This is a genomic window from Arthrobacter sp. D1-17, assembly GCF_054130535.1.
The window spans coordinates 346,607-361,356 of sequence record NZ_CP096382.1 but is presented as its reverse complement, the minus strand read 5'-3'; the positions used below and the strand labels follow the sequence as shown (position 1 = coordinate 361,356).

The 14,750-nt window shown below is 64.3% G+C and carries 13 protein-coding genes; 1 reads left to right on the top strand and 12 read right to left on the bottom strand.

Annotated features, from left to right (window positions below; translation table 11 throughout):
• Window positions 1–14: 14 nt before the first annotated feature.
• The gene (locus tag M1E01_RS01640) at window positions 15–1,367 is read right to left on the bottom strand and encodes an ABC transporter substrate-binding protein (RefSeq protein ID WP_457973380.1); all 1,353 of its coding nucleotides are present in this window, start codon (window positions 1,365–1,367) and stop codon (window positions 15–17) included.
• Window positions 1,368–1,633: 266 nt separating this feature from the next.
• Here M1E01_RS01640 and M1E01_RS01635 point away from each other — a divergent pair, with 266 nt between their 5' ends.
• Complete coding sequence (locus M1E01_RS01635; protein ID WP_457973379.1) at window positions 1,634–2,548, top strand: AraC family transcriptional regulator; 915 nt, start codon at window positions 1,634–1,636, stop codon at window positions 2,546–2,548.
• A gap of 158 nt (window positions 2,549–2,706) precedes the next feature.
• Here M1E01_RS01635 and M1E01_RS01630 read toward each other — a convergent pair whose 3' ends face one another.
• The 11 genes from M1E01_RS01630 to M1E01_RS01580 form a co-directional block, all read right to left on the bottom strand.
• On the bottom strand, window positions 2,707–3,225 hold the full coding sequence (locus tag M1E01_RS01630) for a hypothetical protein (protein ID WP_457973378.1): 519 nt from the start codon (window positions 3,223–3,225) through the stop codon (window positions 2,707–2,709).
• A gap of 293 nt (window positions 3,226–3,518) precedes the next feature.
• Window positions 3,519–4,649 carry a PQQ-dependent sugar dehydrogenase gene (locus tag M1E01_RS01625; protein WP_457973377.1) on the bottom strand — a complete coding sequence of 377 codons (1,131 nt, stop codon included), beginning with the start codon at window positions 4,647–4,649 and terminating at the stop codon, window positions 3,519–3,521.
• A gap of 65 nt (window positions 4,650–4,714) precedes the next feature.
• Entirely contained in the window at window positions 4,715–5,986 is a 1,272-nt protein-coding gene (locus tag M1E01_RS01620; protein WP_457973376.1) for an MFS transporter, read from the bottom strand.
• Window positions 5,987–6,037: 51 nt separating this feature from the next.
• Complete coding sequence (locus M1E01_RS01615; protein WP_457973375.1) at window positions 6,038–6,580, bottom strand: cyclophilin-like fold protein; 543 nt, start codon at window positions 6,578–6,580, stop codon at window positions 6,038–6,040.
• A gap of 182 nt (window positions 6,581–6,762) precedes the next feature.
• A complete protein-coding gene (locus M1E01_RS01610; RefSeq protein WP_457973374.1) occupies window positions 6,763–7,428 on the bottom strand; it encodes an SDR family NAD(P)-dependent oxidoreductase in 666 nt (221 codons plus the stop codon).
• A 171-nt stretch (window positions 7,429–7,599) separates the two neighbouring features.
• Window positions 7,600–8,496 carry a helix-turn-helix transcriptional regulator gene (locus M1E01_RS01605; RefSeq protein ID WP_457973373.1) on the bottom strand — a complete coding sequence of 299 codons (897 nt, stop codon included), beginning with the start codon at window positions 8,494–8,496 and terminating at the stop codon, window positions 7,600–7,602.
• Between the two features lie 394 nt (window positions 8,497–8,890).
• The gene (locus M1E01_RS01600) at window positions 8,891–9,682 is read right to left on the bottom strand and encodes a hypothetical protein (protein WP_457973372.1); all 792 of its coding nucleotides are present in this window, start codon (window positions 9,680–9,682) and stop codon (window positions 8,891–8,893) included.
• Window positions 9,683–10,031: 349 nt separating this feature from the next.
• Window positions 10,032–11,171 carry an alpha/beta hydrolase gene (locus M1E01_RS01595; protein ID WP_457973371.1) on the bottom strand — a complete coding sequence of 380 codons (1,140 nt, stop codon included), beginning with the start codon at window positions 11,169–11,171 and terminating at the stop codon, window positions 10,032–10,034.
• Between the two features lie 158 nt (window positions 11,172–11,329).
• Window positions 11,330–11,482: a hypothetical protein gene (locus M1E01_RS01590; RefSeq protein WP_457973370.1), complete on the bottom strand. Its 153-nt coding sequence runs from the start codon at window positions 11,480–11,482 to the stop codon at window positions 11,330–11,332.
• A 399-nt stretch (window positions 11,483–11,881) separates the two neighbouring features.
• On the bottom strand, window positions 11,882–12,916 hold the full coding sequence (locus M1E01_RS01585) for a LacI family DNA-binding transcriptional regulator (protein ID WP_457973369.1): 1,035 nt from the start codon (window positions 12,914–12,916) through the stop codon (window positions 11,882–11,884).
• The gene (locus M1E01_RS01580) at window positions 12,909–14,597 is read right to left on the bottom strand and encodes an alpha-amylase family glycosyl hydrolase (protein WP_457973368.1); all 1,689 of its coding nucleotides are present in this window, start codon (window positions 14,595–14,597) and stop codon (window positions 12,909–12,911) included. Before M1E01_RS01580 ends, M1E01_RS01585 begins: the two co-directional genes overlap by 8 nt.
• Between the last annotated feature and the right edge of the window lie 153 nt (window positions 14,598–14,750).

The following is a 14,750-nucleotide window of genomic DNA, read 5'->3' as shown; positions in this document are numbered from 1 at the left end:
CTCCTGCAATTCGGTTACGGCTGCTTGTACTTGTTGCCGACCTTTTGGGCGGCTTCCTGGCCTTTGGCCAGCGCGTCGGCCACGCTGCCCTGACCGGCGATGGCGGAGCTGACCCCCTGGGAGACACTGGTCCCCAGGGCAGCGAACTCGGGAATGCCCACAAACTGGATCCCCACGGCGGGGCGTTCCTGCACGCCGGGGTTCTTCGGGTCAGCGTTCTCAATAGCGAAGCGCTCGGCTTCGAAGAACGGGGCGGCCTTCTGGAACTCGGCGTTCTCATAGGTGGAGATGCGCTTGCCGGAGGGAACCTTCGCCCAGCCGAGCTCGGAGGCCACGAGCTGCTCGTAGTCCTTGGAGCTGGCCCAGGCGATGAATTTCTCGGCAGCGTCCTGCTTCTTGGAGGCGGCCTGCATGGCCCAGGACCAGGTCCACAGCCAGCCGGAGGACTTGGTTTCCTTCACCGGGGCCTGGGCGTAGCCGATCTTGCCCTTCACCGGGGAGTCCTCGGCTTCCAAGGCGCCGGCGGCCGACGTTGCGTCGTACCACATGGCCACCTTGGACTGGCTCATGTTGTTCAGGCACTCGGTGAACCCGGCCTGCGCGGCGCCCGCCTCACCGTGCTTCCGGACCAGGTCCACGTAGAACTCCACCGCTTCCTTGAACTCCGGAGAATTGACCTGGGCATTCCAGTCCTTATCGAACCAGGTCCCGCCGAAGGTGTTCACCACGGTGGTCAACGGCGCGAAGACCTGACCCCAGCCCGGCTGGCCGCGCAGGCAGATACCCTTCATGCCCGGCGCAGCGCCGTCGACCTTCGCCGCTATGTCAGCGACCTCGTCCCAGGTGGGCTTCTCCGGCATGCTCAGGCCCTTGGCCTCCAGGATGTCCTTGCGGTACATCAGAAATGAGGACTCACCGTAGAACGGTTCACCGTAGAGCTTGCCGTCCCCGCCGGTGAGCGACGCAGTGTAGGCCGGCAGGATGTCGTCCTGGTCAAACTCAGGGTCGTTGGCCACGTCGTCCAGCGGGGCGAGCCAGCCGTTGGCGGAATAGAAGGGGATTTCGTAGTTGGACAGGGAGGCGACGTCGTACTGGCCGGCCTGGCTGGAGAACTCCTGGCTGATCTTGGCCCGGACGTCGTTCTCCGGCAGGATCGTGTAATTGACCCTGATCCCGGTTTCCTTGGTGAAGTTCTCTGCGGTGAGCCGCTGCAGGTCCTCCATCTGAGGGTTGTTCACCATCAGGACACTGATGCTGTTGGGGTCTCCGGCGGAGTTGCCGCCGCCGGCTCCTGCACAGGCCGAGGCACTCAGCGCGACACACAAAGCGCCGGCGGCCAGGGTCGCAGCACGCATTTTTGGGCGCATTAAGGACTCCTTTGTTCTTACGGGTGCACAGTCACCGCACCTCGACTGCCATGTCGGGGATAGGTGACCAGGGCGAGGGGTATGACCGGAAATTCCGAGACATCTCGCTGATGTACCTCAAGACTAGGCGCGAGGTGCAGGTCACAACTAGCGTCCTGGTTGCCACTTTCTGATACAAATTTGCCACTTCAACTACTAATACAGAGCTAATCTGAGGGAACCTGTAGGGTGTGTAGCCCTGCCTTGGAACCTGATTGAGGAGCACGATGACTGCCGCCGACGGAGCAACGGCGAGGCTCGCCGAAAGACTATTGGGGATGCGGGCCAACCGGGAGGTTATCCCGCCTGATCCCAACCACTCCGTCCGGTGGCATCAGCACAGTTACCCCAGCCCGGTGGCACGATGGAATTACCATCCCGAGTACGAGATCCATCTCATCCGGAAGGGCACGGGAAAGTTCATCGTGGGCGACCACATCGGCACCTTCGAGGCAGGCCACGTATCCCTGATTGGATCAGGGCTGCCGCACGACTGGGTCAGCGACCTTGAGCCCGGCGAAGTGCTCGACAACCGGGACGCAGTTATTCAGTTCGAGGGAACCTGGGTTGAGAACGCCGCCTCCTTGGTTCCCGAGCTGGCCGAGGTCAAGCCGTTGCTGGAACAGTCGGCACGAGGCATCGAATTCCTTGGAACTTCGGCCAGGGATGCGGCAACAGCTATCGAGGCCATGGGCGCCTCGACCGGGTTGGAGCGTCTTCAGCACCTGTTCGCCCTGTTCCGGGTCCTGACCAGCGCCCCCGAGGAAAACCGCCGCTACCTGGCCGAGGAATGGTTCAGGCCGCAGCTGGATGGGCGGGCTGCCGCAGTGGTGGACATCGTCCTGGAGTACGTTTTCAGCAACCATGCCGGCAGCGTCAAGATGTCTGAGGCAGCATCGATGGTAGGAATGCAGGAAGCTTCCTTCTCGAAATACTTCAAACGCGCCACCGGCCAAAACTTCAGCGATTTGGTCCGCAAACTGCGCCTGGCCCACGCCCGGCGCCTGCTGGAACGCACCGACAAGCCCATCTCCGACATCTGCTATGAAGTTGGCTTTACAAACCTCTCCAATTTCAACCGGCATTTCCTCAACGATGCAGGAGAAACCCCGCGGCATTACCGCCAACGCATTCAGACGTGAGGGTCGGGCTTGCTGCTTGTCGGGATCGGGCTGCGGCTTTCCCTGATGATGTTCCTGCCGTTCTTCGTCTGAGGCACCTGGTTGTCACCACTGGGGGCATTCCTGGGTCAGGGCCTGGCAGCCGCAGCCAGCCGGATCACCCTACTTGCAAGTGCTCCTCACGCAGAACCTCCGCCCAGCACATCAACGTGCACGTGGTCGACGTGACGCAGGATCTCGTTGCCAGGCTCGGGTGCGTCGTAGTAATGCCATAGCCCTCGCGAGCTATGGACACTCCAGAACCGGTCGTCGAAGATAACGTACTGGATGTCCAGGTCCTCGCCATGAGCGACGAGCCATTGGGCCAGGATCCATCCCTCCCGCCGGTTCTCCTGACTCACCGGGCGGAAAAAGATGTCGATCGCCCGGCCGTCGTAATGTGTCGAATCCGTTCCGTGTCCCTGGCCGACGCCACCCGGGGCAAACCCGCCCAGGCTCTGGTCACCGAACACCTCGGCCATCGTCACCCGCAACTGCTCGGCGCGCGGTGTCAGGCCGGTGGCACTCAGCTGCTGTTCCTGCAGGTCAGTGGCGGCCGAACCCCTGCAGGTCAGGCTAGGACCAGCGTCTTCAGCTGGCCCGTCGGCCAGCCGCTGCATCACCGCCTCATCGATGCCTGAGGTGTCCGGGGCCTCCATCCCACGGGCCAGGAGCGCGACCGCCGTCGTGGCCAGCTGCGCCTCATCACGGTCGAGCCCGACCTCTCCCTCGGAGGTTTGGACAGTGCACTCCGGGCAGCAGCAGCGAGCCGTCCTCAGTGCGCGAACCAGTGAGCAAATTGGGCACGAAGAGCACCGTTACTGACGCGAGCAACCCGAGCAGGAGAAGTCCCAAAAGCGTTCGAAGCGGGCGGCGCCGGACTCTTTGCGTGTGGTCGTTGGTCAACACGAGTGCACAGGTGAATGCCGCACGGTGATCTCGTAGCGTCTGGTCACTGCCGGGTCGGCTCCACGCTCAGGACGCGGTCGTCGTCGGGTCCGGGGGTCCCCCGGCCGTCGGTGTTGTTGGTGACGAACCAGAGCTTCCCGTCCGGCCCCTCCGTGACATCGCGGATGCGTCCGAATTCGCGGCTGTGGTAGGTGGTCGAGGTGGTCTGGTCGGCAATGGGCACTGCCCGGAGGACCTGTCCGCGCAGGTTGGCGATGAACAGGGTCCCGTCAGTGTGTGTCATGCCGCTGGGGCTGGCCTCGGAGGGCTCCCACTGCTGCACCGGGTCGGTGAAGTCTCCTGTGGTGGCTATTCCTTCAACGGTCGGCCAGCCGTAGTTTGCTCCCGCCGTGATGATGTTCAGCTCGTCCCAGGTGTTCTGCCCGAACTCGGTGGCGAACATGGTGCCATCCTCCGCCCAGGCCAGGCCCTGGGGGTTGCGGTGTCCGTAACTGTAGACGAGTGAGTCCGGGAAGGGGTTGTCATCGGGGACGTCGCCGTCGGGGGTCATCCTCAGGATCTTCCCGTTCAGGGAATCGAGGTCTTGGGCACTGTCGCGCCTACCGGCATCTCCGATTGTCACGTAGAGCATGCCGTCCGCCCCGAAGGCGATCCGGCCGCCGTTGTGATAGCTCGCGGACGCGATCCTGTCGAGGAGCGTTTCGGGCTGCCCCAGTGCCAAGGACCCTGGTGCTCCGGTGACGTCGAAGCGCTGGAGCCTGTTTCCGTCCGTCCCGGTGGAGTACGCGTACAGGCGGCCTTGGCTGTCTACAGCCAGGCCCAGCAGCCCTCCTTCCCCGACGCCGGCCACGCCGGGAATTTCTCCAATGCTGCGGGTGGTGCCGTCGGGGCCGAGCTCGAGGACCCGCCCGCTGTCCCGCTCGCTGACCAGCGGGGTGCCGTTGCGGAAAACCACGGACCATGGAGCCTCCAGCCCGGTGGCCACGACCTGGGGTGCGCCCGTCGGAGTGGCATTTCCCGCCGTCGTCGATGCCTCGGCTGAGGAGGGGGCGGGGGACGGAACAGCGGACTCGAGCTGTGGTGTGGATGCCGGTGCCGTGGCAGCGCAGGAGGCCAACATCAGGCCCGCTCCGATAGTCGCTGCCAGCAGGGCTGGCGTGCGGGTGGCTTTCAAGGCTTCTCCTGATGCGTTTGAGGATGTTTGTTGCAGTGCTGCTGTTGCAGGCGCCGCTTTGCTGGCTAGGTGGGGAATGCTGTGCGGCGTCCGGCAGCAGTGACGGCGAGGGCGACGGCGGCAAGTCCCGCCAGGGCGGCTGGCAGGACTATCCCGTCGAAGGTGCTGATCACGACCGCGCCCGCCACACCCGCGGCGAAGATCGCGAGGTTGAAGGCGACGCCGAGCATCGAGTTGGCTACGTCGGCGTTTTCCCCGCTTGCGGCGCTGATGGCGGTCTGGAGTTGTGCTGCCGCGCCGCCGAAGGCGATGCCCCACAGGATAATCGCGACGAGGACTGCCACCAGTGACGCCTGCCCAACGACGAAGATCGCGCCGGCCACAAGGAAGCTCCCGAGGCTGAGCAGGACCAGGCGCCGAAGGCCCTTGTCGATTACGGCGCCGGTGATGGCGATCCCCGCGATGGCGGCCGCGCCGAAGGTTACGAGCGCGACGTCCACCGAGAGGTCAAGGTTTGCCCCGCGGAGGTAGGAGCCGATGTAGGTGTACATGATGTTGTGCCCCAGCATCCAGCTGACGATGACGCCGAGGACAACCGCGACGCCCGGGATGGCGACGACACGTGTGAGGGGTACGCGTGTGCCGGCCCGTTGGCCGGGTGCGTCCGGGACCAGGAAGACCGCCAGCAGCACGGTGACCGCCGTGAGGATTGTGAGCACTCCGAAGGACCAGCGCCAGTCAAATGCCGTGCCCAGCCAGGAGCCGAAGGGCGTCCCCACTGCCAGCCCGATGGGCGTTCCTACTGATGCCACGGACAAGGCGCGGCCGGCATGGTGCGGAGCCGTGATACGCCGGGCGTAGCCTGCCGTCATTCCCCACAGCAGGCCGGAGAATGCACCGGCCAGGAGCCGTGCTCCGAGGGAGAGGATGATGTCGGTGGAGAATGCCGTGATGAGGTTCGCGGCCAGGAAGCCGAGGATCCCGACAAGGAAAACGGGCTTCCGGCGCAGGCCACGGGTTAAGGCGATTGCGGGCATTGCCGCTATGACTGTTCCCAGGGCGTAGGCGCTGACAAACTGTCCGGCGGTCCCCTCGGTGATGTCCAGTCCCGAAGCGATCTGCGGCAACAGGCCGGCGGGCATGGTCTCGGTGGCGATCAGAAGGAATCCCATCAGGGCCATTACCAGCAGGGCCGCCCCGGGAAAGGGCCCGGCCTGAACGGAAGGATCGCTTGCCGGGGCGGGAACCTTTGTTTCTTCGATGATGTTGATGTTTTCGTGGGGCTGGGCGTTGACGGGCGCTTGGCGGGGGCCATCCTCAAGGGTTGCTCGAGTCAAGACTGTTCCGTTCTTTTGTGGAGATTGTTCGGAGTGGCTGTGTCATTCCGCTCAGTTCGCGGGAGCCAGCCTGGCGTTAAAGCCGCTTGTTCGGTCCCGGATCGCCGCGAGGTCATCGAAGGATCCGATCCGCACAATTCCGCGGGAGTACCCGACGCGCTCGTAATAGAGGACGAGGGCTTGGTCGGGCGCGTAGTAGCCGATGGTCAGTGGGTCTGCGCTGTCGCCGGCGGGTACGCCGTCGAGCGAAAGCGGCTCCGGCAGTTCTGCGATCTTTTCCTGGCCGCCGTAGTCCCTGAAGGAGAGCGTCAAGGGAAGCTGCCCGATCAGGGAGCGTGCAGTTGCGTTGCTGGAAAGGGTGCCTGTCACGGTCCCGCCATCGATGTTGATCGTGATCGGGGTGCTGTCTGCCGCACCCGCCGAGGACGGGACAGGTGCAGGCTGCGACGACGCCCCCTCGGGTGCCGTAGATGTTTCCGTCGTGGAGGACGGCGGCTCGGTTGTGGAGGCCGGGCCGTTCGACGAGGTGCTGCACCCCGCCAGGGGCAAGGCAAGCACGATGATCGCAGCCAGGGCCCGCTTTTTCAGGCGCATGGGAGAGGGTTCCCCTTCAGTTGTAAAAGTTGTCCATTCCAGCAAAGCAGTTGGCAAAGAAGAGGAGGAGCCCCTGTTGTTACGGGTACTGGGAGGGACCCCTAGAGAACCCGCCCACGCGCTTGCCGAGTGGCCTCGCAGCGAGCCTTGGCGGCAGGTACGGAAAGCAGCACTCCGTGCCCTCAGTCGAGAGGCGTCACGAAGGAACGGAAGTCCCTCCCGTCCCTGTAGATGCTCCAAAGAGTTTCGGCCAGGGCCGCCGGTTCGTGCGCAGGGTCGCCTCCGCCGATGCCCAACGGAATAATGAGCTGCGCTACGTGGATTCCTTCCGGTGCCAGGGCGTCATGGAGCATCTGGGCGTACGCGGATTCGGCGGCGAACGCGGCGGAGGTGCCGGCGTAGTTGTGGTTGGGACGGACGGCGCTGGAGCCGTTGATAAACAGCGCGGTTCCGCGGCCAAGGGCACGCATGCCGGGAAGCACCGAATTGATGGCGGCGGCGGCTCCCAGCGCTGAGAACTCAAGCGCCGAGCGCAGATCTTCGGGCGTTGTCTCAAGAACGGGCCGGAGATATTCCTTGGACGGCACCGGGCTGTACTGGAGAATTTCAACAGGCCCCAGGTCTCCTGCCGCCTGGGCAAGAGCGGTGGTGAGCCCTTCCTGGTCACGGACGTCGGCGGCGTAACCCCGGGCGGTGATACCGGCACCGGCCAGTTCCGCAGCCAGTACATCGACGTGTTCCTGGGTACGGGAAAGAAGGGCAATGTTGAAGCCTTCGGCTCCGAAGCGGCGGGCAGAGGCAAGCCCCAAGCCGGGTCCGGCACCGATGATCGCGACAGTAGTTTTCACAGTGTTCTTTCTTTCGTGGACGTACATCCATTCGGTGCCCCCTTTGATGGGGCCAGGGGCGCGGCAGTCAGGTGGTGCTGCAGCGCGGCATGCGCTGTGGCACAGGCGTGGTACTTCCCGTCGACAGCGGCCAGACCGCCCGGCAGGGCCGGGGGGTCGGTCGGGAGTTTTTCAGCTGTCCGTCCGTGTCCTCTCGGATGCACCCTGGATGGCATTTCCGTACTCGCTGGCCGCCCACGAGGCGAGTAGCTGCATGCGTTCAGCTGACGGGGACCCGGGCTCTGCAGTGTAGATCGTGAGAGTCAGTCCCGGCTCAGCGGCCATTTCCAGCCCCTCGAAGGCGAGGATCATTTCGCCCACGATGGGGTGGTTGAAGGTTTTGAAACCAGTGCCGTGGTGGCGGACGTTGTGTGAACCCCAGCGGCGGCGGAACTCCTCGCTGCGGGTTCCCAGCTCACCGATGAGGTCGTGGAGTTCCTTGTTATGGGGGTCCCGGCCGGCTTCCGTCCGCAGGATGGAAACGGTGACCTCCGCGAAGGCGTTCCAGTCCGGGTAGAACTCGTGCGCACGTTCGTCCAGGAACGTGTACCTGGCGATGTTGGGAGGTTGGCCGGGCATCTCGTAGCAGTCCTTGTAGAACGCCCGCATCAAGGGATTGGCCGCCAGCAGATCCATCCGGCCGTTGCGAACGAACGCGGGGCCGGCCGTGATCGCATCGAGCGCCCATTGCAGGCTCTGGTGCGGCACATAGGACTTGGACGTGCGGCGCCGCGGTGGCCGGGCGGCCGGGCTGGCCGCGTTGGCGAGGTTGAACAGGTGGGCCCGTTCGGCGTCGTCCAGGCGCAAGGCCTTGGCGATGCTCGCGAGCACCTGGGGAGAGGCGCCGCTGATTGCGCCGCGCTCCAGGCGGGTGTAATACTCCACGCTTAAACCGGCCAGGGTGGCTACTTCGCTTCGGCGTAAACCCTTTACGCGCCGGTTCGCTCCGGCGGGCAAGCCAACTTGCTCCGGCGAGACTTGGCCGCGTCGCGAGATAAGGAAGTCGCGTACTTCCGCTCGGTTGTCCATGTCTTCCACGCTAGGCCACCCCCCGGGGAAGAGGGAGTCCCTCCCAGGGCCTCTATCCCGAGGGGCCTCCAGCAGGAGCCGAGGGGTAAGCCCGCGGTGATCGGCTCACCAGTGTCGGATCACGTCAACGCGGTGGCGTTCGGGGGCGAGCTCGTTCCGTCGGTGATGTTCAGCGGGTTGACGCTGAGGCAGGCGTCCCAATTGCCGGTGCTTCGCATGTGCCTGTGAGGGGCCGAGCGGCCATAGTCCGCCAGGGGGCATGCCGAGCTCTGGGAGGAGTTCATTTCATTCGCCGGCCCGGCTGGGGCAGCCGGCGAAGCCACGGTGAAAACCGGGGTGCCGGAGCCCGTCGCGGCGCTGGCAGGCTTTCGGAACTGCTCGAGGGTGCGGTCTGCTAGTTGGGGTTCCAGCCACGGGTGTGGACAGGACACTCGCCTGTTGTGTGTGCCGTGCGCTGCCCTTGGCCGCCCCGGAATGCCCGGACAGCCCACCGCAGCCGTCTCCGGAAAATGATCAGACCCAGCACGGCAATAGCCGCAGTCTCGGGCCATTGAGGCGCCGGCCAATCGTCCGGTGCGGGCGGGTATCCGCCCCGGGACAGGCCGGCGTCGCGCTCAAAGTGGTTGCGCGACCCGGGAAAGAGCGCGTCGTCGAGGAAGTAGGCGGCGGGGAAGGCCAAGGGGCCCGCCAGGAAGTTGGCAATAGCCCACTGATCCACGTGCCGCGACTCGTGAAGCCCCAGCTCCTCCTCATCGTCCCGGGCCTGCGAGATGTTCGGCCCATACCTGATGTACAGCCGCTCCCCTTCGGTCCCGTACCCGTTGATGTTCAAGGGTCCGGCCTGCGTTTCCCCGGGGGGCATCCACGCAACGAACACGTCGCCCAGGACGCTTCCGCCGCCGCTTGTCCGGGGAGGCGGCCAGAACATGACCAGCAGCGGCGGCCCCGAGCAGGACTCCATTCCCATCACCCCGCCGGCCAGGACGCCGACTCCGCTGATGGGCGCAACCAGGAAGTTGCGGGTAATACTCCATGGGGCAGGTGGCGAAATCTCCAGGTACGGCTCCGGTTGCACCTGCCCGTCAGGAGTGATGTGGCTGTGGCAGATAACCTGCGGTGTCAACCCCTCGATGGTGCGGGCAACAGCTCCCGCGAGAAGCAGCGCCGCGGCCAGGAAAACCGTCACGTTGCGCACCCTCATGTGAGCCGCGCAAGTTCGGCACGTGGCCGCCCGCCGCAACCGCCGCACCCGCAGCCGTGGCAAGGACCACACCAGGCCGGCGATGCCGAAGCAGATGCCGCACGCCACAGCACGCAGCAGCGGACGGACACTCCTGCTCGAGCGGGCCACTGGTCGCGCCATAGGGGGTCACCTCACGTGTTCCGGCGCCGCAACCATAACCGCAAACCCAAACTTCCGTCCATGCTTCCCGCCGCACCCCACGGCTGCCACTCCGCACGGCCAGAAGTACCTGATTTTTGACTGGCGACCGGTGAGGGGCCCGCGCCGAGGGACTGCGCGGGCCCCCTGCCTCCTAGAGCTGTGTCCGGAAGAAGTCCGTGAGCTTGCCGAACGGAATGAGGCCCGTGCGGTCGTAGAGGTCCACATGGCCGGCTCCGGGAACCCAGAAGAGTTCCTTGGGCCCGGTGGCGAGCCGGTAGGCCTCTTCGCTGAACTCCCTAGAGTGTGCCTGGTCGCCGGCGATGAACAGCAGCGGCCGCGGCGCGACCAGGTCCAGGTCGTTGAACGGGTGAAAGTTCATAAACTTGGTGTTCGTAGCCAACGCGGGATGCGTGGTGGTGTTCGGGTGGTATCCGCGGGCGGTCCGGTAGAAGTCGTAGAACTCCCGGTCCACGGCGGTTGATTCTGCCGTCAGTACTTCAGGGGTTCCGCCGGTGTACTTGATCGCCCCGCCGGCGAACTCGACGTCACGCTGGGCGGCGGCCTGGGCGATGAAGGCCTTGCGCTGCTCCAAAGTCACGGATTTGTTGAGCCCGTCCCGGTTGGCGGCGCCCATGTCGTACATGCTCACAGTGGCGATGGCCTTGATCCGGGGGTCAATTTTGGCCGCGCTGATGACGAAGCTGCCGCTGCCGCAGATCCCGATGGCGCCGACGCGTTCCCTATCGACGAAGGCCTGTGTGCGCAGGTAGTCGACGGCGGCGCTGAAGTCCTCGGCGTAAATGTCAGGTGAAACCGAGTTTCCGGGCTTGCCGGCGCTCTCACCCCAGAATGAGAGGTCAAAGGAGAGCGTGACGTACCCCTGTTCGGCCATCTTGGTCGCGTAGAGGTTTGCGCTCTGTTCCTTCACGGCGCCCATGGGGTGGCCGACCACCAGTGCGGGGTGGGTGGTCCCTCGGTTCAGGTTGTTGGGGACGAACAGGTTGCCGACGACCTTCATCTCGTACTTGTTCTTGAACGAGATCTTCTTCACCGTGACCTGGTCGCTGGTGTAGAAGTTGTCGGCCCCGTTCGAGGTATCCCCCGGTGCCAGGTCCTTGCGGGCAGCCGGGGCCGCGAAGGCCTGTTCCGCTCCCGCAAGCCCGACCGCACCCGTGAACGCCATTGCTGCTGCGCCTGCGCCTGCCAGCTCGAGCAGGCTGCGGCGGGTCACGCCCGTTTTGCCCGTGCGGGCAGTCGAGGTCGTTTCATTGTGGTTGAAGTGTGCGCTCATCGTGTTCGTCCTCATGGTCCGCTTCGTATACTTGTGGCCTTGTTCGCCTTTTCGAGCACACCACGGCTCATTCCGGGGAGGGAGTCTCTCTTATGAGGGGTACTGCCAAGGCCCCTCTCAAGGATCTCCCGTAGCCCCAGTGGGTGTGGTTTTCGTGGTCAGCCCTCGGTCCAGGTCTTCTGCCGGGTGTGCTTGCCCGGCTTTGTGTATTCGCTCGCGGCCCAGGAGGCGAGGAGCTGCATGCGCTCTGCCGAGGCTGATCCGGGCTCGGCAGTGCAGATCGTCAGCGTCAGTCCCGGCTCGGCGGCCATTTCCAAGCCTCGAATGCAAGGGTCATTTCACCGACGACCGGGTGGTTGCACGTTTTGAAGCCAATGCCATGGTGTCGCACGTTGTGGGAGCTTCAGCAATTCCTGAATTCATCGCTGCGTGTGCCAAGGGCGGTTTCTCACAACGTCGCAACGGGCTCGATTTGTGAAGGTAACAGTATCCCTGTTTGGCGTTTGCAGGCACCGCGGTATCTTGGACGACTTACTGGTTCACTGCGTGTCGGAGAAGGTCCTTCACGGTGCACTTCCCCGGACGGGTCCTCCGGGAAGGCAGACCAAGAGTCCGAGAGTGGGCCGCGTGGTGAACTGGTCGGCCCGTCCGAGGACCCGTCTTCCGAATGCCCACGGCGTCCGGAAGTGCAGACAGATGCTCTTGTGCCGTTAGGTGCGATTGCGCCGGATGGTGGCGCGGTCGGCCAGGGTTGTGGGGAGGTGGTGGTTGGTGGGGTTGGCGGATACGTCGGGTTTCTGCAGCCGGTCGAGGAGAAGGGAGGCGGCGAATGCCGCTTCGTCCGCGACGGGTTGGGAGATAGTGGTCAGGCCGAGGACCCAGCTCATCGGATGATCGTCGATGCCGATCATGGAGATGTCTTCAGGGCATGAGAGTCCGTGTTCCTTGAGTGCCATGAGCGCGCCGAAGGCTACCTCGTCGCATCCGGCGAAGACAGCTGTGGGGAGGTCCCCGCGGTGCTGGATCAGTTCGGACATGGCCTGGCGTCCGCCTTCAATCGTGTACCCGGCCTCGATGACCCAGTCAGGGTGCACGACGGCGTCGTGTTCGGCTAGGGCCAACTCAAATCCCCGTTTGCGCTCTTCGGTCGCGCGGGTCTTACCGTTGCCGGTTTGAGTGCCTGCCAGGAAGGCGATGTCCCAGTGTCCTAGCGCCAGTAGCCGGGTGGTCGCTTCTTTAGCGGCAGCGACATTGTCGATGCCGACGTTGTCCCAGGGGACGTCGTGCATGCCAACGCTCGCCACTTCGAGGCCGCTTGAGGTAAGTGCTGCGGTCTGCTGGGCGGTGAGGTCGACGTCGATCATGAGCATGCCGTCGACCCTTTGGGCCAGATCCGCGGGGTCATCAAATATCCGCGACTGGACATGGTCCTGCCCGCGGAGACTGACGAGTATTGGATCGAGGCCTCCGTCGGCGAGTATTTCCTCAGCCGCCTCCGCGGCCTGGGAGAAGTACCAGGTCGTGGCCTTGGGAACGACGATCGCCACGGCACCAGTGCGGCCGCCCTTCAACCGGGACGCCGCGGCTGAGGGCCGGTATCCGAGTTTCTCGGCCGCGTCTTCCACTTTGGCCTGGGCGGACGCCGAGACCTTCGGCAGTCCTCTGAGCGCCCGTGACACCGTACATATGGAGAGTCCCGCCAGTGTTGCGACGTCTTTGATCGTCGCGCGATTCACTTCAGCCATGCGACGTCTCAGTCCTCAGCTCTTTGGCTTTGGGGCGGGTGAGTTCAAAGACGCCGCAGCCGAAGCCGCCGGCGTGAACCGTTCCTTCATCGACTCCTACGTGGTTGCCGAAGAGGTGCCGCGCGGTGCAGCCCTCAGGAAGCTCGACCGATATTCGGGTTGCGCGCCGAAGCGGGTTGATGACGATAAGGTGCGTTTCGTTCCTGAGGTAAACGAGGGGATAACCGACGGAGAGCAGTCTTGTGGACGCCTTGGTTCCCAGCGCCGGTGTTGATTGACGTAGTTGAACCAGGCCTTGGACGAAGTTCAGGAGCGAGTGTGGATCGTCTTTTTGCGCCGTTACGGTTGGCCGGTTGGCGTCGGGATCTTGAGGGAGATACAGCCTGTCGGGGGGTGCGGCCGAGAAACCTGCGTTGGGAAGGGAGCTGTCCCACTGCATTGGTGTTCGGCATCCTGCCCGGTTGAAGGTGGGTGTCCAGATGCTGCCTTCCCTTTCGGGAACCCCTTCCTGGTAGCGCATGCCGATCTCATCGCCGTAGTAGATCGACGGAATGGAGCCCCACGTCAGCAAAAACGTGAAGGCCGCGGGGAGTTGTTCCGCCGTTCTGCTCCCGCAGGCCAGCCGCGAAAAATCGTGGTCGGCGGAAGGCAGCACGACGAGGCGGTCGGCCCCGTTCGTTTCGAGGTGGTGATTCCAGAGATTGAGGAACCTCTCAAAAGCGCGGGTGCCTTCCGCGGCGTCAGCATCCGCATCAAAGTAGCAGGCCTCGGTGCTGTGCTGCCAGGGCAGCAGGCCGGCGCCTCCGTTATTGAAGAGTGCGCTGTGCTCCTCATGAATGACCAGCGAGAAGTCCGCATCGAAGCCACCGCGCACTCCGGCGTCTACTGTTCTGAGCTCGTCGCTCTCGGGGAGGAGGACGGCGTCCGGATACGATCCGTGCATCCACTCCGCCAGCTCTCGCCACAGAGCTGTGGTTTCGACTAGGCCCGGATCGTCCTTGATCAGCGAGAAGGCCATATCGACCCGGAAACCCGCAACGCCCCGACCGAGCCAGTACCCAATGATCTCCCTCAGAGCGCGTCGGTTCGCCTGGGGGCCGGCCGCATCCGGCAGTTGGCGCCACGGTTCTTCCGGAGCCAGCCGCGCGTAGCCGAAATTCAGTGCGGGCTGTTCGGGAAAGAAGTTCTTCAGGTACCAGCCGGGGCGGCTGCACGGCGAAGCAACAAACCCATCACCGGCACGGTTCGACCAGATGTAACGGTGATCGGATTCATCGTTCATGGACGCGCGGAACCAAGGGTGGTCAACAGAGGTGTGACCGGCGACCAGGTCGAGCAGCACCCGGATTCCGCGCGCATTCGCTTCTTGGATGAGCGCGGTCATGTCGTCATTGGTCCCGTAACGAGGTGCGATGGTGAGGTAGTCCGAAACGTCGTAGCCGGCATCGCGGAAGGGCGAGGCGAAGCACGGGTTGAACCATATGACGTTCACCCCCAGCCACTGCAGATAGTCCAGGTGTTCCCGCACGCCGGGAAGGTCACCGATCCCGTCGCCGTTAAAGTCCGCGAACGACTGCGGATAGATCTCGTAAATCACGGCGTTCGCCAGCCAGTCGGGAGCTTCAGGGCTGCCCGCAGGCACCTCTTTGCTCATCACAGTGCCCAAGTTCTGCTCGCTCATACGCGTCCCGCTCCCTGCCCGAATCGTCAAAGCTCTCGTATGGCCACAAATGTAATCGTTTAACCCTAGGAAGTTAAACGATTACATCCCAGCTCCACGCGCGTCCCGGCGTTCGCCTTGGTTGTGCGTGAGCGAGCCAGGAGGGGTCGGCGG